The organism is Nocardia sputi, assembly GCF_023501985.1.
Map to the genome: position 1 here is coordinate 69,157 of NZ_JAMFLC010000009.1, position 25,935 is coordinate 95,091.

Consider the following 25,935-nt stretch of genomic DNA (forward strand, 5'->3'; position numbering starts at 1 on the left):
CACTGTGTCGGTGGAGGTGATCGCGAATGAGCGAGATATACGACGTGGTGGTCGTAGGTGGCGGCGCGGCGGGACTGTCCGGGGCGTTGGTCCTGGCCCGGGCGCGGCGACGGGTGGCGGTGATCAGAGGCGGTGCGCCGCGCAACGCGCCCGCCGAGCACATGCACGGGTTCCTGTCCCGGGACGGGATGCCACCGGCGGACCTGCTGGCCGGCGGAGCCGCCGAGGTCGCGAGCTACGGTGCGGAACTGATCGATGACGTCGTCGTCGACGCGGAGGGGACCGGGGGCTCGGCGTACATGCTGCGCTTGGGCGGCGGCGCGACTCTGCGGGCGCGCCGCGTGCTCGTCGCCACCGGGCTGCGCGACGAACTGCCGGACCTGCCGGGAGTGCGGGAGCGATGGGGTCGCGATGTGCTGCACTGCCCGTACTGCCACGGCTACGAGGTCCGTGACCAGCCGATCGGTGTGCTCGGCGGGCTGGAACCAGGAGCCCTGGCCCGCGCGGTGCACTTGGCCCTGCTGCTGCCGCAGTGGTCGCGGGACGTCATCTTCTTCCCGAACACGATGCCCCTGTCCGACGGTGACCGCGCCCACCTGGACGCGCGCCGGGTGCGGGTGCTCGAAGGCCCGGTGGCCCGGTTGATCGTGGACGACCGGCTGCGCGGCGTGGAACTGGCCGATGGACGGGCGGTGCCGAGAACGGCGATGTTCGTCGCGCCGACCTTCCGCGCCAACGACGACGTGCTGGTCGCGTTGGGCTGCGCGTTCGACGACAACGGCTGGGTGGTCACCGACGCGACCGGGCGTACCAGCGCGGCGGGAGTCTGGGCCGCGGGCAATGTCGCCGATCCGGCTGCCCAGGTGATCTCCGCGGCGGGTGCGGGCTCGACCGCCGCGATGGCGATCAACGGTGACCTGGTGCTGGCCGACGCCACCGTACCCGCCCGATAAGGGGAATTCCCGAGGTGTGAAAATGCCGGAAGCTGAGAATTACTTATGGATTTCGCGCCGCGCCTCGGATCGCCGGTAAGCTTCTGACGTGGGCGGAGTGTTCGGTGTCCCTCATCCACCGAAGACTCCGCCTCTCTTTGTCCGCAGCACGGATTGTCTCCGGTGCGGGTCGTCTCCAGCGCGGAATTCGCTATCGCACGGTTTGTGCCGAGCGCCGTGGCCGCCGCCCTGCCGCCTCTTCATTTCCGGCGCGGCGTCGACCGGCGGATCCGCGGGCAAGGTGACCGGGGGTCGACCGACCCGAAGTCGGCGGATGGACGCGCTCTAGAATCGCGGGGTGACCAGCGCAGCCCCTGACAACACGCGTAATCGTGCCGATGCCCTCCCCAAAAGCTGGACCCCCGGCGAGGTGGAGGCCGAGATGTACGAGCGCTGGGTAGCCGCCGGCTATTTCACCGCCGATCCCGCCAGCGGGAAGCCGCCGTACTCGATCGTGCTGCCGCCGCCGAACGTCACCGGCACCCTGCACATGGGCCACGCGCTCGACCACACCTTGATGGACACGCTGTCGCGCCGCAAGCGCATGCAGGGCTACGAGGTGCTCTGGCTGCCCGGCATGGACCACGCGGGCATCGCCACCCAGACCGTGGTGGAAAAGCAGCTCGCGGTGGACGGCAAGACGAAGGAAGACTTCGGCCGCGAACTGTTCGTGCAGAAGGTTTGGGACTGGAAGCGCGAGTCCGGCGGCGCCATCCAGTGGCAGATGCGCGCGCTCGGCGACGGCGTGGACTGGAGCCGGGACCGCTTCACCATGGACGAGGGCCTCTCGCGCGCCGTGCAGACCATGTTCAAGCGGCTCTACGACGCGGGACTGATCTACCGCGCGGAGCGGCTGGTGAACTGGTCGCCGGAGCTGCGTACCGCGATCTCCGACATCGAGGTCAAATACGAGGACGTCGAAGGCGAGCTGGTCTCGCTGCGCTACGGCGCCCTGAACGACGACGAGCCGCACGTCGTCGTGGCCACCACCCGGGTGGAGACCATGCTCGGCGACACCGCGGTGGCCGTGCATCCGGAGGATCCGCGCTACCGGGCGTTGATCGGCACCACCCTGGAGCATCCGATCACCGGACGGCAGATCCCGATCATCGCCGACGACTACGTCGATCCCGAATTCGGCTCCGGCGCGGTGAAGATCACACCGGCGCATGATCCCAACGACTTCGAGATGGGTCTGCGGCACGGCCTGCCGATGCCGACCATCATGGACGAGCGCGGCCGGATCACCGGCACCGGAACCGAGTTCGACGGCATGGACCGCTTCGAGGCGCGCGTCAAGGTGCGCGAGCGGCTCGTCAGGGAGGGCCGGGTGGTCGCCGAGAAGCGGCCGTACCTGCACAGCGTGGGGCACTCCGAGCGCACCGGCGAGCCGATCGAGCCGCGCCTGTCCATGCAGTGGTGGGTGAAGGTCGAGTCACTGGCCAAGGCCGCCGGTGACGCCGTGCGGTCCGGTGATACCGTGATCCACCCGAAGAGCCAGGAGCCGCGCTGGTTCGGCTGGGTCGACGACATGCACGACTGGTGCATCTCGCGTCAGCTGTGGTGGGGCCACCGCATCCCGATCTGGTACGGCCCCGAGGGCGAAGTGGTGTGCGTCGGGCCCGACGAACAGGCGCCCGAGGGCTGGGTCCAGGACCCGGACGTGCTCGACACCTGGTTCTCCTCCGGCCTGTGGCCGTTCTCCACGATGGGCTGGCCGCACGCCACCGCCGAGCTGGAGAAGTTCTATCCGACAAGCGTTCTCGTCACCGGCTACGACATCCTGTTCTTCTGGGTGGCGCGGATGATGATGTTCGGCACCTACGTCGCCGAGGACGCCGCGCTGACCGTCGGCAAGGGCGGCGAGCGGCAGGTGCCGTTCAAGGACGTCTTCCTGCACGGCCTGATCCGCGACCAGTACGGCAAGAAGATGTCCAAGTCGCGCGGCAACGGCATCGACCCGCTGGACTGGATCAACGGCTTCGGAGCCGACGCCACGCGGTTCACCCTCGCGCGCGGCGCGCAGCCCGGCGGTGACCTCTCGGTCGGCGAGCCGCACGTGCTCGCCTCGCGCAGCTTCGTGACGAAGCTGTTCAACGCGGTCAAGTTCGCGCTGATGAACGGTGTGCGAGTCGGCGATCTGCCCGACCGCGCCCAGCTCACCGACGCCGACCGCTGGATCCTGGACCGGCTGGACGCGGTGCGCGCCGAGGCCGACGCCGCGTTCGACGCCTACGAGTTCGGCAAGGCGTGCGAGTCGCTCTATCACTTCGCCTGGGACGAGCTGTGCGATTGGTACCTGGAGCTGACCAAGGTGCAGTTCGCCGCCGACGGTACGCGCGCCGAGGCGACCGAGCTGGTGCTCGGTTCCGTGCTCGACGCGGTGCTGCGCCTGCTGCATCCGGTCATCCCGTTCGTCACCGAGGCGTTGTGGCAGGCGCTGACCGGCGGCGAATCGGTGGTGATCGCGCCGTGGCCGCAGCCCTCCGGTGTGCCCGCGGACCAGGGGGCGGCGCAACGCATCTCGGACACCCAGCGGTTGATCACGGAGATCCGTCGGTTCCGCAGCGACCAGGGCTTGGCGGACAAGCAGAAGGTGGCGGCCAAGCTCATCGGTGTGGACGAGGCGGGGCTCGGCGAGCAGGCCGCCTCGGTCGCGAATCTGGCGCGGCTCACCGAGCCCGGCGCCGATTTCGCCGCGACCGCGTCGGTGGAGGTCCGCCTGAGCACCGGGACGGTCACCGTGGAGCTGGACACCTCCGGCGCGGTCGACTTGGACGCCGAACGCCGCAGGCTGGAGAAGGATCTGGCCGCCGCGGAGAAGGAGCTCCAGAACACCACCGCCAAGCTCGGCAACGAGGCGTTCCTGGCCAAGGCACCCGAGCACGTGGTCGACAAGATCCGCGGCAGGCAGCAGGTCGCCTCCGACGAGGTGGCGCGCATCGGCACGCGACTGGCGGAGTTGAGCGGCAAGTGAACCACGAGCCGGAACCGCAATACGGCGACGACGAGCGCCGTGGCGGCGGGGCGCGGCTCGGTTCCGGGCCCTCCCCGGTGGAGCTGGCCGAGATGGCGCTGGTCGAGGCGGAACTCGACCGGCGCTGGCCGGAAACCAAGATCGAGCCCTCGCTCGCCAGGATCGCGACGTTGATGGACCTGCTCGGCTCGCCGCAGCAGAACTACCCGGCCATCCACATCGCGGGCACCAACGGCAAGACCTCGGTGACCAGGATGATCGACGCGCTGCTCACCGCGCTGCACCGGCGCACCGGCCGGATCACCAGTCCCCACCTGCAACTGGCCTCCGAGCGGATCAGCATCGACAACGCGCCGATCACCCCCGGCCGGTACGTGGAGATCTACCGCGAACTGCTGCCCTACGTCGAAATGATCGACAAGCAGTCGCAGTCCGCGGGCGGGCCCGCCATGAGCAAATTCGAGGTGCTCACCGGCATGGCCTTCGCCGCCTTCGCCGAGGCGCCGATCGATGTCGCGGTCGTCGAGACGGGTTTGGGCGGCACCTGGGACGCCACCAACGTCGTCGACGGGCAGGTCGCGGTGATCACGCCGATCGGCCTGGACCACACCGACTACCTCGGTCCGGACCTGGCCTCGATCGCGGGCGAGAAGGCCGGGATCATCAAGCGCGCCCCGGAAAGCCTGGTGCCGCGCGACAACGTCGCCGTGATCGCGCAGCAGGAACCGGAGGCGATGGAGGTGCTGCTGCGCCGCGCCGTCGAAGTGGACGCCGCGGTGGCGCGCGAGGGCTCCGAGTTCCGCGTGCTCGCCCGGCAGATCGCGGTCGGCGGGCAGCAACTCGAGTTGCAGGGTCTCGGCGGGGTGTACGACGAGATCTTCCTGCCGCTGCACGGCGAGCACCAAGCGCGCAACGCGGTGCTCGCGCTGGCGGCGGTGGAGGCGTTCTTCGGCGCGGGCGCGCAGCGCAGGCTCGACATCGACGCCGTGCGCGCCGGTTTCGCGAGCGTGACCAGTCCCGGACGGCTCGAGCGTATGCGCAGCGCGCCGACCATCTTCATCGACGCCGCGCACAACCCCGCGGGCGCGCGGGCGCTGGCCGCGACGCTGACCGAGGAGTTCGACTTCCGCAAGCTGGTCGGCGTGGTCGCGGTGCTCGGCGACAAGGACGCCGCCGGCATCCTGACCGCGCTGGAGCCGGTGTTCGACGAGATCGTCGTCACCAGCAACGGCTCGCCGCGCGCGCTGGACGTGGAGACCTTGACCGACCTCGCGGTACAGCGATTCGGCGACGAGCGGGTGGTCACCGCCGCCACGCTGCCCGACGCGCTGGAGACCGCGATCGCGATCGCCGAAGAGGTGGGCGAACCGGGGGAGACGGTGTCGGGCGCGGGCGTGGTGATCACCGGGTCGGTGGTCACGGCAGGCGCGGCTCGCGCGCTGTTCGGGAAGGACCCGGCATGAGCGTCCAGCCCTCGGCCGGCAGTCCGCCCACCCACGGCGGGCCCGCGTCCGTCCCGAACGTCACAGCATGAGCGTCAGGCGCCACAGCGGCCCGGCGAACGCCGAGGAGGGCACAGCATGAGCGATCCGGCCGACCAGGGCGAGCAGTCGGTACCCGCCCCCGCGACGGACCCGTGGAGAGGTTTCCGCGGCGTGATGGCGGGGACCTTGGTGCTCGAGGCGATCGTGGTGCTGCTCGCGCTGCCGGTGGTCGCCGACGTCGGCGGCGGGGTGACCTGGGTCTCGGGCACCTACCTCGTGGCGCTGGCGGTGGTGATGGTCCTCGGAGCCGGGGTGCAGCGGCGGTCCTGGGCGCTGCCGTTCAACCTCGGGTTACAGGTGTTCGTCCTGCTGGGTGCGTTCATCCACCTGTCCATCGGCGTCATCGGCGTGATCTTCGGGGTGGTCTGGGGCTTCATCCTGGTGCTGCGTGCCGATGTGCGCAGCCGGATGGAGAAAGGCCTGCTGCCCAGCCAGCGCATCCAGCGTCGGTAGCCCGCTCGATGCGGTGGCGACCGGCCGACGGGGCTGTCGTCGGCGGCCAGTCCGGGCCACGGAACGGACACCGCCGCCGAGCAGCCCTACCGCTGCTGTCGCGCCCGGAAGCGTGCCGGATAGGCTGTGCGCCGTGACTGAGCAGACGTTGGTACTCATCAAGCCGGACGGTGTGGCCCGTGGCCTTGTCGGCGAGGTGCTGGCACGCATCGAGCGTAAGGGCCTGAAGATCGTCGCCCTCGAGCTGAAGCACGTGTCCGAGGAACTGGCCGAGGGCCACTACGCCGAGCACGCCGAGAAGCCGTTCTTCGGGTCCTTGATCGAATTCATCACCTCGGGCCCGGTTGTCGCGGCCATCCTGGAGGGCCCGCGCGCGATCGCCGCGTTCCGCCAGATCGCGGGCGGCACCGATCCGGTCGAGAAAGCCGTGCCTGGCAGCATTCGCGGAGACTTCGCTCTCGAGACGCAGGAGAACCTGGTCCACGGGTCCGATTCGCCCGAATCGGCCAAGCGTGAGATCGCGCTCTGGTTCCCCGAGCGGCCCGCCTGACCGAGCCTCGATGGTCGTGCCCGCGCTGCTGCGACGTGCGCGTTCGCGCCGCGGGCCGGACCGAGTGGAGCGCCGATGGCGAACGCCCGGCGCGCGGTGTGGGATACTGGCATCGGCTGCTATCGACGCAGACTGTTCGTGCAGGTGCGCGAACGAGACGTGACGAGCGCAGCCGGATGACACCACGGTTCGATGCCGATCATCGCTGCTGTGGACAAACGGCCTGGTCACAGGGTCGCCTGTCCGCTAGGCACGCTGGATGAGCGCTCGATCCGCGGAGTTCAGCCATACAGCCAGGCGCCGCGTGACCAGTTAGCCCGAACGACGAACAACCGAGGAAATAACCGGGCACGCGGGGCGAGACCACTTGACCTCGCGCCCACCGGGTGTGAGTCGAACGGACAGTGCCCCCGCGTCGGCCGCGTCACTCCCGCAGGGAGGGACGCGCCCGGGGGTCCGAGGAGACTTCGTGGCCGATCAAGAGCCGCTGGAAACAACATCACAGGATGCCGAACAATTGCCGGAGCGAATCCGAGTTCACGCACTCGCCAAGCTGCTGGGAGTAACGAGCAAGCGCATCCTGGCCAAGCTCACCGAGATGGGGGCCGACGCGCGCAGCGCCCAGTCCAACGTCGACCGAGCCGTCGCGGAATCGGTGCGCGACGCCTTGGTGACGGTCGAGGCGGATGCCGCGGCCGAACAGCCGAGCCCCGGGCAGGCGGATGCCCCCGCACCGGCGCGGACCGCCGAACCAGGGGAAGACGCCGCCACGCGGGCGACGGCCGCCCCATCGGCGGCCGAACAGCCGCAACCAGCGCGAGAAACGCGGACCGACACGCCCTTCACCGGGGCGGGCGTCCTCTTCTCCGCGCCGGACGTGCCGAGCGCCACGCAGGCGCCGACCGGTGACGCGGCAGCTCAGCCCACGCAGCTGTTCACCCACCCGGTGCGGCCCGAGCCGGAGCCGGTGGCCCCGGCGGTGTTCGAGTCCGCCGCCGTCGTGCAGGCGCCGCTGTTCCTGCCCCCGGACGCCACGGCCGCCGAGGCAGCGCGCAGACAGCGTCGCGCCGAGCGCGATACCCGGCGCACCGAAGAACCGGCGCCCGAGCCCGCCGAGGACGAGACCGAGGTCGCCGAGGACGAGCGCGAGGCCGCCGACCAGCAGGGTGACGCCGAAGGTCAGCCGCGTCGCAGGCGTCGTGGGCGCCGCGGGCGTGGCCGTGGCCGGGGCGAGCAGCAGTCCGAAACCGACGGCGACGAGGAAAACGAAGCCGACGACGAGAACGACGACGAGTCGGCTCCCGAGACCGCCGAGACGGTGGAGTCCGCGGAGGCTTCGGAGTCGGCGGAGTCTTCCGAGTCTTCCGAGTCCGCCGAGGGCGAGGACGAGGACGAGGCGCCGGAAGGCTCCAGCCGTCGCCGCCGTCGTCGTCGCCGCCGCAAGGTCGCGGGCGAGGCCGGGGAGAGCGAGTCCTCCGACGACGACCCGCCGAACACGGTCGTGCACGAGCGCGAGCCGCGCAACAAGAGCCGCAGCCGTGTCGCGGTCGACGAGGTCCAGGGCATCACCGGCTCCACCCGGCTGGAGGCCAAGCGGCAGCGCCGTCGCGACGGACGCGAGGCCGGCCGCCGCCGCCCGCCGATTCTGACCGAGTCGGAGTTCCTGGCCCGCCGCGAAGCCGTCGACCGCGTGATGGTCGTGCGCGAGAAGTCTTTCCCGGATCACCCCACCGCCACGCAGGTGGCCGTGCTCGAAGACAACATCCTGGTCGAGCACTTCGTCACGAGCACCGGCTCCGCGTCCATGGTCGGCAACGTCTACCTGGGCAAGGTGCAGAACGTGCTGCCCAGCATGGAGGCGGCGTTCGTCGATATCGGCCGCGGCCGCAACGGTGTGCTCTACGCGGGCGAGGTCAACTGGGAGGCCGCCGGGCTCGGCGGCAGGGAGCGCAAGATCGAGCAGGCGCTCAAGCCGGGCGACCAGGTGCTGGTCCAGGTGAGCAAGGACCCGGTCGGTCACAAGGGCGCCCGCCTGACCACCCAGATCAGCCTGGCCGGGCGCTTCCTGGTGTACGTGCCGGGCGGTACCTCCACCGGGATCAGCCGCAAGCTGCCGGACACCGAGCGCAAGCGTCTGAAGGAGATCCTGCGCGACATCGTGCCCGCCGACGCCGGTGTGATCATCCGCACCGCCTCCGAAGGCGTCAGCGAGACGGAACTGGCCCGCGACGTGGAGCGGCTGCAGAAGACCTGGCGCACGATCCAGCAGCAGACGGGCAAGGACAACAACGGGCCCAAGACGCTGTACGAGGAGCCCGATCTCCTGGTCAAGGTCATCCGAGACTTGTTCAACGAGGACTTCTCCAAGCTGGTCATCGAGGGTGACCGCGCCTGGAGCACGGTCGAGAAGTACATCGGCACGGTCGCGCCGGACCTGCTCGCCCGGGTCTCCCGACACGAGAACAACGGTGTCGACGTGTTCGAGACCTATCGGATCGACGAGCAGCTGGCCAAGGCGCTGGATCGCAAGGTGTGGCTGCCCTCGGGCGGCACCCTGGTGATCGACCGCACCGAGGCCATGACGGTGATCGACGTCAACACCGGAAAGTTCACCGGCTCCGGCGGCAGCAACTTGGAGGAGACGGTCACCAGGAACAATCTGGAGGCGGCCGAGGAGATCGTGCGCCAGATGCGGCTGCGCGACATCGGCGGCATGATCGTCGTCGACTTCATCGACATGGTGCTCGAGTCCAACCGCGACCTGGTGCTGCGCCGCCTGACCGAGGCGCTGGGCCGGGACCGCACCCGCCACCAGGTGTCCGAGGTCACCTCGCTGGGCTTGGTCCAGATGACCCGCAAGAAGCTGGGCACCGGACTGGTCGAGGCGTTCTCGACCACCTGCGAGCACTGCCACGGTCGCGGCATCCTTGTGCACGCCTACCCGGTGGAGCCCGGCTCCGGTGAGGAGGCCGCGGCGCGCACCCGGGAGAGCGGTTCGCGCAGGCGCCGTGGCCGGGACAAGGGCGCGGCCGCGCAGGCTCCCCAGCCGGCGAACGGCTCGGGTCCGGCAGCCGAGCAACCCGAGGAGGAAGCGGCCGTCAAACGGGCGCATCCGGTGGCGCTGGCCATGGCCGCGCACCACTCCGATGAGGGCGAGCAGGAGCCGGAACAGTCCGAGGCCGCCGCGGAGCCGACCGGAACCGCGGTCGCCGACGAGCAAGTGGTCACGGAGGTCGTCGAGGCCGCGGTGGCGGTGCCCGCCGAGGAGCCGGAGACCGAGCCCGCCGAAGTGGTCGAGGTCATCGAGGAAGTCGAGAAGGTCGAGTCCGCGCCGGTCGCCGAGCCTGCCGCCATCGCCGAACCGGAGCCGGTCGCCGCGGCCGAGCCGGTCGCTCGACCCGTCTCGGCTGCCGAGCCGGTCCCGAGGGGCGAGAACGGTGCTGCCGCCAACGGTGCTGCCGCAGAAGCGTCGGTCCGTCCGGCTCGTCGCCGACGGGTGGCCCGTTCGGCTGCCGCGCCTGCCGCGGACAGTTCGGGGGCGGTGTTCGTGCTACCCACCGGGGAGCAGACGCCCGCGCCCGCGGTCGACTACTCCCAGCCGGCACCGGCCGAACTGCCGCAGCGCAACCGGCCGCGCAGGCGTGCGGTCGGCCGCCCGGCAGGCGCGCCGGACGCGTCGAACTGAGTTGTAGCTCACCTCACGTGGCCCCCGCCGGTCCATCCGGTGGGGGCCACGTGCGTCCCGGCAGCGAACCGACGGCATGGCGCGGTGGCAGCGTGGACGCCGGTTTGGTCGTCGCGGTAGCCGTCCTGTAATCTTGGACAGTCGCTGCCCGGTGACAACATGTTTTGTCTTCGTGGCCCGGTTCTCGACAGTTCGATACCGAGAGCCACCAGGCGCCGAGGCGGTGGCGATTACCAGACCAGTCGTGTGGCGGTTTCCGGTGGAATCAGACCGGAGGAGTCGCCGCGTGAGCAAGTGCCGAGCACTACAGGAAGAAGGGCAGCCGACCGATGGCAACGTACGCGATCGTCAAGACCGGCGGAAAGCAGTACAAGGTCGCGGTCGGTGACCTGGTGAAGGTGGAGAAGATCGAGGGTGCGCCGGGCACCGCCGTGGCGCTGGCCCCGGTCCTCGTCGTCGATGGCGCCGAGCTGACCACCGACGCCGCGAAGCTGGCCGAGGTCTCCGTGGCCGCCGAGGTGGTCGAGCAGACCAAGGGCCCGAAGATCCGCATCCACAAGTTCAAGAACAAGACCGGCTACCACAAGCGCCAGGGTCACCGTCAGCCGCTGACGGTCCTGAAGGTCACCGGCATCAAGTAAGACATCCCGAGGAGAACCAGCTATGGCACACAAGAAGGGTGCGTCCAGCTCCCGGAACGGGCGCGATTCCAACGCCCAGCGACTCGGCGTCAAGCGCTTCGGCGGCCAGACGGTCAAGGCCGGCGAGATCCTGGTGCGTCAGCGTGGCACCCACTTCCACCCCGGCGTGAACGTCGGCCGTGGCGGTGACGACACTCTGTTCGCCCTGGCGGCGGGCGCGGTGACGTTCGGCACCAAGCGTGGACGCAAGACCGTCAACATCGTGGCCCCGGAGCCGGTTCAGGCCTGACCGCCGAACCACTTCCGGACTACAGCGAGCGGGTCAGGGTCTCGAAACCCTGGCCCGTTTTTCGTGTTCGAGAACGAACTGCCCCGAGTACGACCAGTCCCGAAGGAGGATGATTCGGCGTATGTCCAAGTTCATCGACCGTGTCGTACTACATGTGCGTGCGGGTAAAGGCGGCCACGGTTGCGCCTCGGTGCACCGTGAGAAGTTCAAGCCGCTCGGCGGGCCCGACGGCGGCAACGGTGGCAACGGCGGAGACGTCATCCTCGAGGTCGACCCCAACGTGCACACCCTCTTGGACTTCCACTTCCACCCGCACGCCAAGGCAGGCAACGGCAAGCCGGGCGAGGGCGGCAACCGCGACGGCAAACAGGGCGCCGATCTGATGCTGAAGGTGCCGGACGGCACCGTGGTGCTCGACGACGACGGCAAGGTGCTCGTCGACCTGGTCGGTGCGGGCAACCGCTTCATCGTCGCCCGCGGCGGCCGCGGCGGTCTCGGCAATGCCGCGCTGGCTTCGAAGGCCCGCAAGGCTCCGGGTTTCGCGCTGCTCGGCGAGGACGGCGAAGAGCTCGACCTGGTGCTGGAGCTGAAATCCGTAGCCGACGTCGGGCTCGTCGGCTTCCCGTCGGCGGGCAAGTCCTCACTGGTCTCGGTGCTGTCGGCGGCCAAGCCGAAGATCGCCGACTACCCGTTCACCACGCTGGTGCCCAACCTCGGCGTCGTCGCCAGCGGTGACACCACCTTCACCGTCGCCGACGTGCCCGGTTTGATCCCGGGCGCGAGTGAGGGCCGGGGACTGGGGCTGGACTTCCTGCGGCATCTCGAGCGGTGCGCGGTGCTCGCCCACGTGGTGGACTGCGCGACGCTGGAGCCGGGCCGCGACCCGGTGTCCGACGTCGACGCGCTCGAAGCCGAACTGGCCGCGTACAAGCCCGCGCTGAGCGCGGACGCCGGCCTCGGCGACCTCGCCGACCGGCCGCGCGTGGTGATCCTGAACAAGATCGACGTGCCCGACGCGGCCGAACTCGCGGAAATGGTGACCCCGGAGTTCACCGAACGCGGCTGGCCGGTGTTCGAGATCTCCGCGGTGAGCCGGGCGGGTCTGCGTCCCTTGACTTTCGCCCTCGCCGACCTGGTGCGCCAGTACCGCGAGGATCATCCGAAGGCCGCGCCCAAGCGGCCGGTCATCCGTCCGATCGCGGTGGATGAAACCGGATTCAGTGTGATCGCCGACCCGGAGGAGCCGGGCGGTTTCATCGTGCGCGGCACCCGGCCGGAGCGCTGGGTGCGCCAGACCCAGTTCGACAACGACGAGGCCGTCGGCTACCTGGCCGACCGTCTGGCCCGCCTCGGCGTCGAGGACGAGCTGGTGAAGCTGGGCGCGGAACCGGGTGCGCCGGTGACCATCGGCGACGTGACGTTCGAGTGGGAGCCCCAGATCTCCGCGGGCGTCGACATGGTGCCCACCGGGCGCGGCACCGACATCCGGCTCGAGCATTCCGACCGGGTCAGCGCGGCTGAGCGCAAGCACGCGTCCCGGGTGCGACGCGGTCTGGTGCAGGAAGAGCAGGAGTAGGGCGACCGCCCTGACTACCGTGGATTCGATTGTGGCGCAGGGAGTTGGGTGGCGATGCGGGTGAATTCGGCGACCGCCGAAGCGGATTCGCCGGGCCTCAGCGAGGCCCGTCTGGCGATCGCGTCGGCGCGACGGGTCGTGGTGAAGATCGGTTCGTCGGCGCTGACCAGCTTGAAGGGCGGCCTGGACACCGCGCGACTGGATCGGCTCGCCGACGCGGTGGAGGCGCGGATGCGCGCCGGATCCGATGTGGTGGTCGTGTCTTCGGGCGCGATCGGCGCCGGCATCGCGCCACTCGGCCTGACCAGCCGTCCGCGTGATCTGGCGACCAAGCAGGCCGCGGCGAGCGTCGGACAGCTGGCGCTCGCGCATGCCTGGGGCACCTCGTTCGCCCGTTACGGCCGTACGGTCGGGCAGGTGCTGCTGAGCGCCGACGACTTCGCCCGCCGCGAGCACCACCGCAACGCGCAGCGCACCCTCGATCGTTTACGTTCGCTCGGCGCTGTTGCCGTGGTGAACGAAAACGACACGGTAGCGACGGAAGAGATCCGATTCGGCGACAACGACCGGCTCGCGGCGCTGGTCGCCCACCTGATCGGCGCCGACGCGCTGGTGCTGCTGTCGGACGTGGACGGCCTCTACGACGGCGACCCCCGTAAGGGCGCGGCCACGCTGATTCCGGAGGTACGCAGCAGCGCCGACCTCGACGGCGTCATCGCGGGCAGCGGCGGCGCGCTCGGCACCGGAGGCATGGCGTCGAAGTTGTCGGCGGCGCGCCTGGCCGCGGATGCGGGTGTGCCGGTCCTGCTGGCCGCCGCCTCGTCGGCCGCCACCGCGCTGACCACCGGCACGGTCGGCACCGCGTTCGCCGCCCGCCCGGTGCGGTTGTCCGCCCGCAAGTTCTGGGTCCGGCACGCCGCCGACAGCCGCGGCGCGCTGCTCATCGACGAGGGCGCGGTCCAAGCGGTGGCGCACCGGCGGCGGTCGCTGCTCGCGGCGGGAATCATCGGCGTGCGTGGGCGCTTCTACGGCGGGGACGTGGTGGATCTGGTGGCCCCCGACAGCCGTGTCGTCGCCAGGGGCGTCGTCGAATACGACAGCACCGAACTGGCGGGCATGCTCGGCCGCTCCACCGCCGAGCTTCCCGAGACCATGCAACGCCCCGTCATCCACGCCGACGACCTGGTCAAGGTCTGATCGCACACCAGCCGATCGGCAGCGGGGACACCGAGCGAGTCATGAGCACGCTCCGGTCGCGGTTCGCCTCGGCGCGGGCTGGTGCGGGACGCCGAAGCGCTGTGGCCGATCGCGCGAGCGGTGCGTCGGTAGCATGATGCCGGTCGTTCGGCCGCCTCCGCCGCGAACCGGATGCCCGTGGCAACGCTCCCGTTCGGTGGTTCGCGGCGCGCGTATTGCGGTGGCGGCTCGGAAGGTGGATACCTGCTACGTCACCGGATCCATCCGTTCGCCGACGGTCTGGCTTGCCCGTTCGTGTGATCGGCTGAGCGACGTCCAGCCGGACGTGGATCGGGACGGCTTGGATGCCGTATCGGTCGGTTGATGTACCGGCCGATCGGCGAGCGCGTTGTGACGATTTCCGAGGTCGAGGATCAGACCTGGCCTCGTACCCATCGGCTGCCGGACCGTCAGGATGGGACGACGCCGGGCTGGTTGGTGGTCGGAATCTGCTCCTGATTGCCTTCCACCGGGCCGGTGACACCGGGTTGGCCGCCTGGGTCGGGCAGCGGGACCGCGGGATCGGCAGGGCCGGGCACAGGGGGTGGTGCGGGCTGCGGGCTCGGCTGTGTTTGGGGTGGGCTCGGTGGTTGTGCCGGCTCCGGGATGGGCGGCGCGGGCGGGGGCGCGGGGAGCGGCGCCGGTGCCGACGAACTCGGCGGTGGTGCGGGCTCCGGGCTCGGCGGCGCTGGTGAAGGACTCGGTGGTGCGGGTGAAGGGCTCGGGCTCGGTGGCACGGGGGGAGCACTCGGCGGCGCCGGTGTGGTGGTCGGCGCCTGCTGCGTCGGCGGAGCCGGTTCAGGTGCGAGTGACGGCGGCGCGGGCTGTGGTGACGACGGCGCGGGCTGTGGCGATGGCGTGGGTTGCGGCGTCGGCGCGGTCGGGGCCTGCTGCGTATCCGGCTCCGGCGGGGCGGGTGGCATCGGATTGTGGGAAGCGTCAGGCGATTCCGGCGCGGCAGGTGCGGGTTGCGCTGTGCCCGGCGACCATTGCTCATTGGGCAGCGCCTGCTCGGGCGTCGAGTATCTCGGTGTGCCAGGAGGGACCGCCTGCGGCGCGGACGGCGCCGTCACAGCGGGCGGTGCGGGCAGCGCGGGGACGCCGGTTCCCGCCGCGGAATAGGCGGGCTTGTAGACCATGTTCATCGCCAGCACGGCTTCCTGACGCAGTGCCTCCTGCGCCATCTGCGCGTCGATGACGTGCGCGGCCTCCAGCAGTTGCGCGATCGCGCCGACCGGTCCCGAAGCGCCGGGCGGCACCACCGCGAGTTTCACCGCCTCGGCGGCCGCGGCGACCCCGCCGAGCCGGGCTCCCACTTGGCCCAGCACCGCGGCAAGCTCATCCGCCGACGCCGCGAAACTGCGTGCGCATGCCTGGGCGGCGTCGGCGGCGGCGCCTTTCCATTCGGCCGAGTCCATCACGCGGTCCACACCGCCGCGAGTGAGTGGAAACGACGTGGTGAGCGCCCCTGCGGCCTCGATCCAGATCGTCGACGCGCGTAGCACCTGCGCGGCGTCGATCTGCTGCGCCTTCGCGTAGATCTCTTCGTGCCGCAGCGACTCGAAATGTTCCATCGAGCTGATGTAGGTGGGATCGGAGCCGCTCATCGGGGCAACCTCGCCTCAACCGCGCGCAGGGCGGCGGCGCCCGCGGCATCGGCTTCTTCGAACAGCCCTCCGCTGATCAGGAATGCTTCCTTCATGCGGTAGGCCGCTTCGATGTAGTGGTCGAGCAGAGCCGCCGCGTCCCGCGCCTTGCGGCCGAATCCGGCCTGCAACTGCTGCGCGGAGACGAATCCGCCGAAACCGCCGAGTTCCGCGGCGGATTCGAGGCGTTGCTGTAGATGGATCAGCCGATCGGCCTGCCGGTCGTACATCTCGGCGCACTGCCGAGCCGCTGCCGGATCGAACTGGACGGTCCCGGCCTGCGCGGCGTCCATGAATCGGGCGATATCGGCTCGGCTGGTCTCGATCGTCATCGCTCACCCCTGAGATCGGTCGGTCCGCCTCAGACTAACCGGAAGCCCGGCGCCGGGTCAGCAATAGTCGGCGGTCACGCTCGCGGGAGCGGGCTATACCGGTATGCGCTTTTGCAATTGGGTCGCGATCTGTTCCGAGGAGGCAGGCGCGATGCGCACTTCGACACCCGCCTTGATCAGGTATCTTCCGTCGTTCCGCACGTCGATCCAGGTGTAGTGGACCGGCGGGGGCGGGGTCGGACGATCCAGTCGCGGTTCGATTCTGATGTGGCCCTCGGCGGTATGCGGCTCGAGCAGCAGCTTGCGGATGCGCGGCGCCGCCTGGTGTCGCGCGGGCGCTGTTTCCTTGTCGCGCACCGCGTCGCCGGTGGCGACCCGAGCGGGTTCGCGGCCCGCGGGGGTCTTCGGCAGCAGCGCCGCTATCCGCCGCCCCAGTTTCGAGCTGTGCCCGATCGAGATATGCACGCGGCCACCGAAATTCGGGCTCGTGCCGGGTTCCTGCACCGCGAGCACGGCGCGGTCGTAGATGGCGGCGGCCAGCAGCCGCAGTTCACCGCCCGGCTGGTGGGTGCCGCCGATGGCCACGATCCTGGTGTGCGGCGCGGCCAGAATACGCAGGCAGGCCGATAGATCGGGGTCGGAGCCGAGCGGCAACCGCTCGGCGAGGGTGATGCGCAGCTTCTCGGCCTCGTCCTCGGTGCGGGGAGTCTCCAGGATGCGCAGCGGGTACGGGTGACGATCCAGATCGGTCTCCCGCCAGATATAGGCGAACTCGTCCGGAGTGAAGGTCCATTCCACGGCCGACTCACATCCTTACCGAACCACCAATACTGTTCGTAGCCTAGCGGTCCCGACGCCGAGATCGCAGATGACTTCACGGTACGGGTGCGTCCGGTGTCAGCTCGGCCGGGCCTCCAGCACGTTGTCCGGCGAGGCCGTCGGCACCCGCTTGGTCAGCGTGAATCCGTGCCGGGCGAGGAAAGCGCGGTACTCGGCCTCGGTCCGTTCCCGGCCGCCTGCGTTGACCAGCATCTCCAGGTCGATGAACTTGCTCGGGTGCGGCGCGCTGTGTTCGGGTACGACCAGCTCGACGATCAGCAGCCGGGCGTCGGGGTCCATAGCCGCACGGACCGTTCGCAGAATGCGCCCCGCCTCCGGTTCCGCCCAGTCGTGCAGGATGTGCTTGAGGATGTAGGCGTCGCCACCCTTGGGGACGCTGTCGAAGAACGATCCGCTTTCCACGGCGCAGCGATCGGCGAGACCGAGTTCGGCCAGCCGCGTGGGCGCCGCCGCCACCACTTCGGGCAGGTCGAACAGGACGCCGCGCGACCGCGGGGCACGGCGCAGGATCTCGGTGAGCAGGGTTCCTTCACCGCCGCCGACGTCGACCAGGGTCTCGTAGCGGCCGAAATCGTAGGCCGCGAACAGCGGTTCCAGCGCGAGGCTGCCGATGCTGGTCATCGCGCGATCGAACAGTTCGCCGAGTTCGCGGTCGTGCTGGATGTAGTCGAAGAACGGCATCCCGTTCAGTTTCTCGCCGACCGGCTCGCCGGTACGCACGGCGTCGACCAGGTGCGACCAGTGGTTGCGGTGCGCGGGCGACCCGAAGAACAGCACCGCGTCGCGCAGCGACACGTTCGCGTCCTTGCGCAGCGCCCGCGCCATCGGCGTCAGCGCGTACCGTCCGTCGTGCCGTTGGGTGAAAATGCCGTAACTGATCAGCAGCCGCAGCAACCGCCGCAGCGCGTCCTCGTCGGCGCCGACCGCCGCCGCCAGTTGTGCGCCCGACCGCGGTCCCGCCGCGAGTTCGTCGGCCACGCCGAGCGCCGCGGCGGCATGGATGGCCTGCGTGATCCATCCGGCGGCGATCAGCTCCATCAGCGCGACGTGCCCCGGCACCAGCTTGCGGAACGCGACGGCCAGCGCGCCGCGAACCGATTCGACGGCCCGTATCAGCGGCAGCGGAGGGATTCTCGGTCGGTCGGACCCCACAGCGACTCCATCCGTCGAAGGTCGGCAGCACTCTGCGCTTGTCTAGGAGGGTACGTCGCGCCCGGGTTCGCTGCGCTGTTTCTCCCGCTCGGCCGCCGTGGCGAGATAGTCGCCGAGTTCGCGCCGGAGCGTGACGTCCATCGACCGGGCGAGCGTCGCGTGCACCGAGGCGACCGCCAGCTCGCGCATCTTGTTGAGCATCGTTGTGGTCTCGGCGATTTCGTTGCTGGTGTCCGGCAGCCAGCCGGGGCCGTGCTCGTCGATGATGTGCTGCTTGGCGGCGGTGATCATGATGTGGGTGATGTCATCGATCCGATCGGCCACCTTGGCGTAGATCTCGATGAGCGTGCGCAGTTCGAGCCCGTACTCGTGCAGCTCGGCGAACGAGGTGAGCAACTGGGTTTCGGTGAACACCACCGTGTCGCCTTCGAGCCGCACCAGCTTCATCTCGCGCAGCCGGTCGACCAGCTCGTCGGCCTCCGCGCCGAGGATGGTGCCGATCAGCTCGCGGGGCACCTCGAACGTCTCGTCCTTGGCCCAGGACGCCGTCACGGCGTGTTGCAGGCCGAGCACCTCGGTCAGGTCCTTGCCGGTCTCCCAGCTGGTGATGAAGTCGGCGATGTGCGCGGTGGTGAAGCCGCGCTGCAGCAGCGCATCGATCAGGCGCAGCCGCTCCAGGTGCGCGTCGTCGTAGATGCTGGCCCGGCCGTCCTTGCCGACCGGCGGCGGCAGCAACCCGCGTTCCTGGTAGGCGCGCACGTTGCGGGTGGTGGTGCCCGCGGCGCGCGCGAGGTCATCGATCCGGTACTCCGGCGTCGACCTCACCTCCCTCGCTGACCACGGCGCCGACGGACCGGCGGCACGCTTTGCACTCGCTGCGGACCGAGTCTATCGTCCGCGCCGCCGGTCCCGCGGCACTCAGGAAACCGGTGCCACCCGCTGTCGCCGCTGGTCGGCGGTCTGTTCGACCATGAGGTAGTCGTCGAGATCGACCGCGCGCAGCTGATGGACATACTGGGTGGCGAACCCCGGATACATGGTCGCGTTGAAGCCGTCCTCGGTGAGATACCAGCTGCGGCATCCCGAGTTCCAGGTGGTGGCGGCGAGCTTGCGCTGGATGGCGGCGTTGTAGCGATCCTGCCGATCGCGCCGTACGTCCAGCATGCGCAGATCCCGGTCCAGGATGAGGCCGATCGCGCCGACGAGGTAGTCGATCTGGGCTTCCATGTAGACCAGCGCGGAATTGTGCCCCGGCCCCGAATTCGGTCCGAACGTGAGATACAGGTTGGGATATCCGGAGACCGCGACGCTCTTGTAGGCGTAGGCCCCGCGCGACCATTCGTCGGCGAGAACCCGGCCGTCGCGCCCGACCACCGGAATGGGGGTCCCGGTCTTGGAGACGTCGAATCCGGTCGCGAAGACGATGCAGTCCGCCTGGTGTTCGATACCCTCCGCGGTGCGGATGCCGTGCTCGGAGATCCGGGCGATCGGCCAGGTGATCAATTTGCAGTTGTCCCGTTGCAGGGCGGGGTAGTAGTCGTCGGTCATCAGCAGGCGCTTGCAGCCCGCGCGGAAGTCCGGGGTGAGCTGACGGCGCAGCCACGGGTCCTTCACCTGTCTGCGCAGCTGTGCCTTGCCGACCAGCTCGACCACCCTGGTCAGCGGCGTGTTCCAGACCACGCCCAGTGCCACCGACTCGTGTCCGTAGAACCAGGCGCGCCGAGCCAGCTGTTCGGCGGCGGGCACCCGGCGGTAGAGCTCCTTGGTCAGGCCGTTGGTCCGTCGGTCGACCCGGGGCAGCACCCAGCCGGGCGTGCGCTGGAACACCTTCACCGAGTCGGCTTTGTCCACCAGCTCCGGGATGATCTGGACCGCGCTGGCCCCGGTGCCGACGACCGCGACCCGTTTGCCGGTGAAGTCGTAGTCGTGATCCCACCGGGCGCTGTGGATCTTGTGGCCGCGATAGGTCTCGATGCCCCGGATATCCGGAAGACTGGCGTTGGCCAGCGGCCCGGAGGCCAGCACCACGGTGCGGGCGAGGATCGGGTGCGCGTGGCCCTCGACGGCGATCTCCCAGGTCCCGGCCTGCTCGTCGAACGCGATGCCGGTGACGTTGTGCCCGAACCGCAGGTGCGGACCGAGCCGGAATTCCGCGGCCATCGCCTCGATGTAGCCGAGGATCTCGTTGCTTCCGGAGTAGGTGCGTGACCAGTTCGGATTCGGCGCGAAACTGTAGGAGTACAACCGCGACGGAATGTCGCACGCCGCACCCGGATAGGTGTTGTCGCGCCAGGTGCCGCCGATCGCGGTGCCGCGCTCGAAGATCGCGAAGTCGTGGATTCCGCGCTGTTTCAGGCGGATGGCGGTGCCGATTCCGGCGAACCCGCCGCCGATGACGGCGACGTCGAGGGTGTGCGTACTCATCGTATTCCCTGTCATGCGGCGGGCTCGTAGGTCAGTTCCTTCGACCACGTCGGGTTGTTGCGCAGCAGTGCCCTCGGCAGCAACCCCGTGACCTTCACCAGCGCGTCGGCCACCAGGTGGTAGGGATGCCCGCGGTCGATCACCCAACCGCCGTGCGTCTTCACGATCTGGTACATCGGAAGCCTGCGGGCGAATTCGCTGCGCTCGCCGACGTTCGCGTACCGCTTGAGCGCGCCGTAGAGCTTCTCCTCGTCGACGCCCATCGCGACGATGTTGTCGCGCATCTTGTTCAGCAGCGGCACGTAGCTCAGCACGCCGATGATCAGCGAGGGCTTGGCCCAGCCGCCGACCAGGTCGATGAGCAGCTTGCGCATCTCGGCGTGCCCGAGCAGGTCCATCACGGCGAAATCGACGGCCAGGTGGCGGGATTCGTCGGAGTTGATCCTCTTGAACGCCGCCTGGCAGACCGGGTCCTCGATCTCGTCCATGATGAACTTGATCAGGGCGCCGTCCAGCGCGACCTCCAGCATGGGGATCACGGTGCCGAGGAACGACAGCGACATGTCGTCGGAGTATTTGTCCAGGAAGTCGATCACCAGCTTGACGTTGACGTTCGGCTGCGGGATCTCGTCACCGTCGAGCATGCCCCACCGGCGCATCAGCGCCAGCTCGGCGTTGGCGTGCTTCTGTTCCTCGGCGTGGAAGTAGCGGTAGATCTCGCGCAGCGTCTCCGTCGGCGCCTTCTTGGCCATTGCCGCGAAGCCGCGCGCGCCGACGTTCTCGATCCACATCAGATCGGCCATGAACGGCTTGAGCTTGGCGTGCAGTTCGGGCGTGATCGTCTCGGCGCCCGGTGCGTCCCAATCGATGTCGGCCAGCGCCCACTGGCGGTCCTTGATCTTGCGGAGCATGTCGTCGAAGTCCATCGCGATGGCCATGTCAGACTCCTGTCTTGTCGGTGACCGAGGTGCGGTCGGTGGTGGTCGAGTCGTCCTGTGGCAGCAGCCGCTCCAGGAGTCCGAGGACGTAGGTGTATTGGGCGGGGAAGTGCCGCTTGAGCAGCCATACGACGTGCGCGTCCAGCTGGGGCAGCACGTAGAGCTGCCCGCGGTCGTGCGCGTCCAGGGCGGTGCGTGCGACGCGTTCGGGGGAGAATCCGGTCCAGCGCATGAGGAAGTCGGCCAGCTGCGCGGATTCCTTGGTGATCCGGCCGTCCCTGGCGACGTTCGTACGAACGAACGTCGGGCACAGGACCGTGACCGCGACGCCGGTGCCGCTCAGTTCGGCGGCCATGGTCTCCGACAGCGACAGCACGCCCGCCTTGGACACGTTGTAGGCGGCCATCGAGGGGGCGGCGGCGAATCCGGCAGCCGAGGCGACGTTGATGATGCCGCCGGTCCCGGCGGCGCGCAGGCGTGGGGCGAAGATCTCGCAGCCGTGCACCACGCCCCACAGGTTGATGCCCAGCGCCCACTGCCAGTCCTGGAAGCCGATGCGTCCGACGGGTTTTCCGCCGATGCCGACGCCCGCGTTGTTGATCACCAGACTGACCGGGCGCTCGAACAGCGTCTCGGCGAAGCGGGCGAGCAACTCCACGTCCTCGCGTTGCGCCACGTCGCAGCGGAAGGCGTGCGCCGCGCCCGGATGGGCGCGTTCGATCAGGGCGACCGTTTCGTCGGCGCGCGCCTCAGCGATGTCGGCGCAGATCACGCGGCCGCCGCGGGCCGCGATCTCCATCGCGAACGCTCGGCCGATACCGCTGCCCGCGCCGGTGACCACGGCTCGCGCGCCGTGGGTGCGCCGGGTGCGGCCCAGGGCCACCAGTTTCTCGAGTCCGAACATCTCAGCTCACCTTTTTCGTGCCGGAGGTAGCGACCAGCGCCGCGCGCAGGAAGTCGGCGGCGCGGGCGAGGGCCTGGTCGGCCTCGGGCACCACCATGGGAAGCGCTTGGAAGACGTGCAGTTGCCCCGGCCAGATCTCCAGCTCGCAGGTGCCGCCCGCCCGCCGGACCATCTCGCACAGCGCCTGCGCGTCGGCGCCGAGCATCTCGGTGCCGCCGACTTGCACGAGGATCGGCGGCAGCGCGAGACCGTGCGGGATGGTCAGTTGCAGGCGCGCCGCGTCGGCCGGATGGCCGCTGGTATAGGCCGCGGGCAGCCTGCGCGCGGCCGCGGCGGAGATCAACGGATCGGACCGGAGACGTTCCCGCTCGGCCGCCAAGCCGAGGGTCAGATCCAGCAGCGGGGAGAACATCGCGACGGCGGCGGGCTGGGAGCGGCCGTTTCGCCCGTTCTCGACCAGCAGGTCCAGCGCCAGGTGCCCACCCGCGGAATCGCAGGCAATCACCATGTCCTCCGGCGCGATGCCACGGCCGAGTAGCCAGCGGTAGCCGGCCTCGACGTCGTCGGCCGCGGCTGGGAACCGGTGCTCGGGCGCGAGCCGGTAGTCGGTGAGGAACACCGGAAGCCCGGTCTTCTTCGAAAGCCGGGCCGCGAGACCACGATGTGTGCGAGCCGAGCAGATCACGTACCCGCTGCCGTGGATGTAGTAGACGGCCCGTGTACCGAACGGCACGCCGGCCGCCCGGACCCACTCGCCGCGCACCGCGCCCGACCGGACCTGGGTGACGGAAGTACCGGGTGGAACGGGACCGCCGACGGCCATCAGTGTGGCGATGAGTTTGCGTGCGAACCAGACACCGGGGGCATTCATCGGAACCGCGCAGTTCACCGGCCGCAATCCGAGCCGGGTCGCCGCGGCGGCGACGGTGGCGCGGGGCGAGGGCACGGCGGGAACGCCGGGGACCGAGGTCCTCGTTGACCTTGTCATGCGTCCAGAATCAGTGATGAATGTGCCAGTTGTCAATGGCACATTCCAAGAAGGCTGATTGGTGGTGCGCGGCCCGCCTTAAGGTGACATGTGGCCACAATGGACGACGACGACATCGCGGCGGTGACCATCGGCGAGTTGGAGCCCTACGCGGTCGAGGTCGTGCTGGAGGATTACAACCCCGCCTGGCCGAGTTGGTACGCCGAAGAGAAAGCCGCGATAGGCGCGGCGCTCGGCGGCGTGGCCCTCCGAATCGAGCACACCGGCTCCACGTCGGTGCCAGGTCTCGCGGCGAAGCCGTTGATCGACATTCTGCTGGTCGTTCCCGACACCGCCGACGAAGCCGCCTATATTCCGGCGCTCGAGGCCGCCGGGTATTCATTGCGGATACGGCAGGTGGACTGGTACCAGCATCGCTGTCTCGTCCGGCGGGTGGAAAGCGGTGCGCCGCGCAATGTGAACCTGCACGTGCTCTCGCCGGAGTCGGGCGCGGTGGAGATCGAGCGAATCCTCGCCTTCCGGGATCGGTTACGCGCGAACGACGACGACCGAAGTTACTACGAGCGGACCAAACGTCAACTGGCCCTTCGTGAGTGGAAGTTCGTGCAGCACTACGCGAACGCCAAGAGCGCGGTCATCGAGGAGATTCTCGGACGTGCGCTGTCCGGTTGACGATTGCCTGCCGGGACGTGATCGGGCTGATGCCCGAGTGATTTTTGTCAGTACCCGCGCGCCGGATCGACCGGCGCCAGCAGCGGGCGGCCTTGGACGAATCGCTCGACGTTCTCCTCGACGTGATCGGCGAACGCCGCCAACCGCAGCTGGGGTGGGTTCGAATCATGCGGCGTGATGATGGCATTGGGCAGCGACCAGAGCGGATGACCCGCGGGCAGGGGCTCGGGATCGGTGACGTCGAGCCCGGCGCCGCCGATCGCGCCGCAGGCCAGCGCCGCCACCAGCGCGTCGGTGTCGATGAGGCTGCCGCGCGCGACGTTGATGATCCACGAGGACGGCTTCAACCGAGCGAGTTCGTCCGCGCCGATGAGATGCCGGGTAGCGGGAGTCGCGGGAGCGGCGACCACCACGTGATCGGTGTGCGGCCAGATCCGGCCCAGATGGCCGGCGGAAATCGTCTCGACCGACGGCGGAATGCCGGGGCCGGTGACCGGCCGCCCACTCCGGTTCACCGCGATGACGTGCGCGCCGAGCGGAATCAGCATCGGGATCAGCGCGCGGCCGATGCCGCCGGCGCCGACGATCGTCACCGTCTTGCCGCGCAGCGTGCCTACATGCGGAAAGAAGTCCTGTTGCCGCCAGTCCGCGGCGCGCAGATGCTCGGGCAGGTACCGCACGCCCGCGAGCAGCAGCATGAGCGCGTGCTCGGCCACGCTCGCCGCGAAAGCCCCTGCGGCCGAGGTGAATCGGACGCCGGGATGCCTGGCGATGACGCCCGCGGTGAACCAGTCCTCGATGCCCGCGGCCGGAAGCTGCACCCACTCCACACCGGCAGGCAGGTCCTGCGGGAACTCGTCGGGTTCACCGACCCAGACCAGCCCCTGCGCCTCGTCGAGGTCGGAGACGGTGGCGCCCGCCTCCACCACGGCTTTCTCCACCAGAGTGGGAGGAGGGTCGGTGGGGCCGATCGCGATGGTTACTGCCGGTCGGTTCATGGACGGACCTCCTTCGGAGCAGTAGGACGTGGTCGCGGGGGGTGAACGTTGCGACCGTAGCACCGCCCGGCATGCACCGGCCGGTGTGCTCGTTCCAGGCGCCCGGTCAGCTCTAGGCCCCGCTCTGCTCGTCGTCGAGCTCCACGTCCACCTTGTCCCGCTCGGCCCAGTCCAGGAGAGGATCCAGGTGGAACACCGCGTCGTCCATGCCCGCGTGCAGATCGCCGAGTTCGGCGAAACGCGGGGGAACGGAGGACATGGTGAAGTCGCGCGGGTCGATGTCGGGAATTTCGTCCCAGCGTACCGGGGTGGAGACCGTCGCGGCGGGGACGCCGCGCACCGAGTAGGCGGCGGCGATGGTGTGGTCGCGAGCGTTCTGGTTGTAGTCGACGAACAGCGTCTGCGGGTCGCGGTCGCGCCGCCACCAGGTGGTGGTCACGTCGTCGGGTGCGCGGCGCTCGACCTCACGGGCGAACGCGAGCGCCGCCCGGCGCACGTCCTGGAATCCCCAGTGCGGCGCGATCCGGACGTACACGTGCAGGCCCCTGCCGCCGGAGGTCTTCGGCCACCCGACGGCGCCGATCTCGTCGAGCACCTCGTGCACCACCCCGGCGACGCGCCGCACCCGCGACCAGGGGCATTCCGGCATCGGGTCGAGGTCGATGCGCCACTCGTCCGGACGCTCGGTGTCGGCGGCGCGGGAATTCCACGGATGGAACTCGACCGTCGACATCTGCACCGCCCAGATGACGTCGGCGAGTTTGTCGACGCACAGTTCGTCGGCGTGCCTGCCGTAGCGCGGAAAGAACACCCGCACAGTCGGAATCCAGTCCGGCGCGCCTGCGGGAAGCCGTTTCTGATGAACCTTGTCGCCCGCCAGGCCCTTGGGGAACCGGTGCAGCATGCAGGGCCGGTCACGCAGCGCGTTGACGATGCCGTCCCCGACACTCAGGTAGTACTGCACCAGATCGAGTTTGGTCGCGCCGGTCTCCGGGAAGTACACGCGGTCGGGGTTGGAAATACGGACTGTGTGGTCGCCGACTTCGAGCTCGATCGCCGACCCGGTGGATTTGGAGGCCACGGGTCGACCTTAGTGGG

22 protein-coding genes are annotated in these 25,935 nt (G+C 69.6%); 11 read left to right on the forward strand and 11 right to left on the reverse strand.

Going from position 1 to position 25,935, the window contains the following annotated elements; genetic code table 11:
* Window positions 1-26 precede the first annotated feature (26 nt).
* The 10 genes from M8859_RS14450 to proB all read left to right on the forward strand — a co-directional run bounded on the left by M8859_RS14450 (window position 27) and on the right by proB (window position 13,904).
* Window positions 27-953 (forward strand): NAD(P)/FAD-dependent oxidoreductase, encoded by a 927-nt coding sequence (locus M8859_RS14450; RefSeq protein ID WP_159928058.1) that lies wholly within the window; start codon window positions 27-29, stop codon window positions 951-953.
* A 337-nt stretch (window positions 954-1,290) separates the two neighbouring features.
* Window positions 1,291-3,969, forward strand: coding sequence for a valine--tRNA ligase (locus M8859_RS14455; protein WP_195070023.1), 2,679 nt, complete (start codon window positions 1,291-1,293; stop codon window positions 3,967-3,969).
* A 77-nt stretch (window positions 3,970-4,046) separates the two neighbouring features.
* Window positions 4,047-5,432, forward strand: a complete 1,386-nt coding sequence (gene folC, locus M8859_RS14460) for a bifunctional tetrahydrofolate synthase/dihydrofolate synthase (protein WP_439651538.1) — start codon at window positions 4,047-4,049, stop codon at window positions 5,430-5,432.
* A gap of 117 nt (window positions 5,433-5,549) precedes the next feature.
* Window positions 5,550-5,966, forward strand: a complete 417-nt coding sequence (locus tag M8859_RS14465) for a DUF4233 domain-containing protein (RefSeq protein ID WP_159928071.1) — start codon at window positions 5,550-5,552, stop codon at window positions 5,964-5,966.
* Between the two features lie 133 nt (window positions 5,967-6,099).
* A complete protein-coding gene (ndk, locus tag M8859_RS14470) occupies window positions 6,100-6,516 on the forward strand; it encodes a nucleoside-diphosphate kinase (protein ID WP_043688631.1) in 417 nt (138 codons plus the stop codon).
* Between the two features lie 469 nt (window positions 6,517-6,985).
* Complete coding sequence (locus M8859_RS14475; protein WP_249644343.1) at window positions 6,986-10,201, forward strand: translation initiation factor IF-2 N-terminal domain-containing protein; 3,216 nt, start codon at window positions 6,986-6,988, stop codon at window positions 10,199-10,201.
* 329 nt (window positions 10,202-10,530) lie between these two features.
* Complete coding sequence (gene rplU / locus M8859_RS14480; protein WP_159928073.1) at window positions 10,531-10,842, forward strand: 50S ribosomal protein L21; 312 nt, start codon at window positions 10,531-10,533, stop codon at window positions 10,840-10,842.
* A gap of 22 nt (window positions 10,843-10,864) precedes the next feature.
* Window positions 10,865-11,131, forward strand: coding sequence for a 50S ribosomal protein L27 (gene rpmA, locus M8859_RS14485; RefSeq protein ID WP_159928075.1), 267 nt, complete (start codon window positions 10,865-10,867; stop codon window positions 11,129-11,131).
* A gap of 121 nt (window positions 11,132-11,252) precedes the next feature.
* On the forward strand, window positions 11,253-12,707 hold the full coding sequence (gene obgE, locus M8859_RS14490) for a GTPase ObgE (protein ID WP_159928077.1): 1,455 nt from the start codon (window positions 11,253-11,255) through the stop codon (window positions 12,705-12,707).
* Between the two features lie 54 nt (window positions 12,708-12,761).
* Window positions 12,762-13,904 carry a glutamate 5-kinase gene (proB, locus tag M8859_RS14495; protein ID WP_195141003.1) on the forward strand — a complete coding sequence of 381 codons (1,143 nt, stop codon included), beginning with the start codon at window positions 12,762-12,764 and terminating at the stop codon, window positions 13,902-13,904.
* Between the two features lie 449 nt (window positions 13,905-14,353).
* Here the strand turns inward: proB and M8859_RS14500 are convergent, their stop codons facing one another.
* From M8859_RS14500 to M8859_RS14540, 9 genes are all read right to left on the reverse strand, one after another.
* Window positions 14,354-15,550, reverse strand: coding sequence for a hypothetical protein (locus tag M8859_RS14500; protein ID WP_249644344.1), 1,197 nt, complete (start codon window positions 15,548-15,550; stop codon window positions 14,354-14,356).
* Entirely contained in the window at window positions 15,547-15,921 is a 375-nt protein-coding gene (locus tag M8859_RS14505) for a hypothetical protein (RefSeq protein WP_159928083.1), read from the reverse strand. The genes M8859_RS14500 and M8859_RS14505 overlap by 4 nt, the downstream gene beginning before the upstream one ends.
* Window positions 15,922-16,014: 93 nt before the next feature.
* Window positions 16,015-16,719 carry an ESX secretion-associated protein EspG gene (locus M8859_RS14510; protein ID WP_249644345.1) on the reverse strand — a complete coding sequence of 235 codons (705 nt, stop codon included), beginning with the start codon at window positions 16,717-16,719 and terminating at the stop codon, window positions 16,015-16,017.
* Between the two features lie 99 nt (window positions 16,720-16,818).
* Window positions 16,819-17,913 carry a methyltransferase gene (locus M8859_RS14515; RefSeq protein ID WP_195070025.1) on the reverse strand — a complete coding sequence of 365 codons (1,095 nt, stop codon included), beginning with the start codon at window positions 17,911-17,913 and terminating at the stop codon, window positions 16,819-16,821.
* A 42-nt stretch (window positions 17,914-17,955) separates the two neighbouring features.
* Window positions 17,956-18,738, reverse strand: a complete 783-nt coding sequence (locus M8859_RS14520) for a MerR family transcriptional regulator (protein ID WP_159928089.1) — start codon at window positions 18,736-18,738, stop codon at window positions 17,956-17,958.
* Window positions 18,739-18,831: 93 nt separating this feature from the next.
* A complete protein-coding gene (locus M8859_RS14525) occupies window positions 18,832-20,337 on the reverse strand; it encodes a flavin-containing monooxygenase (protein WP_159928091.1) in 1,506 nt (501 codons plus the stop codon).
* A gap of 11 nt (window positions 20,338-20,348) precedes the next feature.
* Entirely contained in the window at window positions 20,349-21,269 is a 921-nt protein-coding gene (locus tag M8859_RS14530; protein ID WP_159928193.1) for a ferritin-like domain-containing protein, read from the reverse strand.
* Between the two features lie 7 nt (window positions 21,270-21,276).
* Window positions 21,277-22,179: an SDR family NAD(P)-dependent oxidoreductase gene (locus tag M8859_RS14535; RefSeq protein ID WP_249644346.1), complete on the reverse strand. Its 903-nt coding sequence runs from the start codon at window positions 22,177-22,179 to the stop codon at window positions 21,277-21,279.
* Window position 22,180: 1 nt separating this feature from the next.
* Window positions 22,181-23,167, reverse strand: coding sequence for an alpha/beta hydrolase (locus M8859_RS14540; protein ID WP_249644347.1), 987 nt, complete (start codon window positions 23,165-23,167; stop codon window positions 22,181-22,183).
* A gap of 99 nt (window positions 23,168-23,266) precedes the next feature.
* Here M8859_RS14540 and M8859_RS14545 point away from each other — a divergent pair, with 99 nt between their 5' ends.
* Window positions 23,267-23,839: a GrpB family protein gene (locus tag M8859_RS14545; protein ID WP_249644450.1), complete on the forward strand. Its 573-nt coding sequence runs from the start codon at window positions 23,267-23,269 to the stop codon at window positions 23,837-23,839.
* A gap of 47 nt (window positions 23,840-23,886) precedes the next feature.
* On the opposite strand, the gene M8859_RS14550 is transcribed toward M8859_RS14545, so the two are convergent.
* Together M8859_RS14550 and ligD are read right to left on the reverse strand one after the other, a co-directional pair.
* Window positions 23,887-24,837: a D-isomer specific 2-hydroxyacid dehydrogenase family protein gene (locus M8859_RS14550; protein WP_195070028.1), complete on the reverse strand. Its 951-nt coding sequence runs from the start codon at window positions 24,835-24,837 to the stop codon at window positions 23,887-23,889.
* A gap of 112 nt (window positions 24,838-24,949) precedes the next feature.
* Complete coding sequence (ligD, locus tag M8859_RS14555) at window positions 24,950-25,918, reverse strand: non-homologous end-joining DNA ligase (protein ID WP_159928099.1); 969 nt, start codon at window positions 25,916-25,918, stop codon at window positions 24,950-24,952.
* Between the last annotated feature and the right edge of the window lie 17 nt (window positions 25,919-25,935).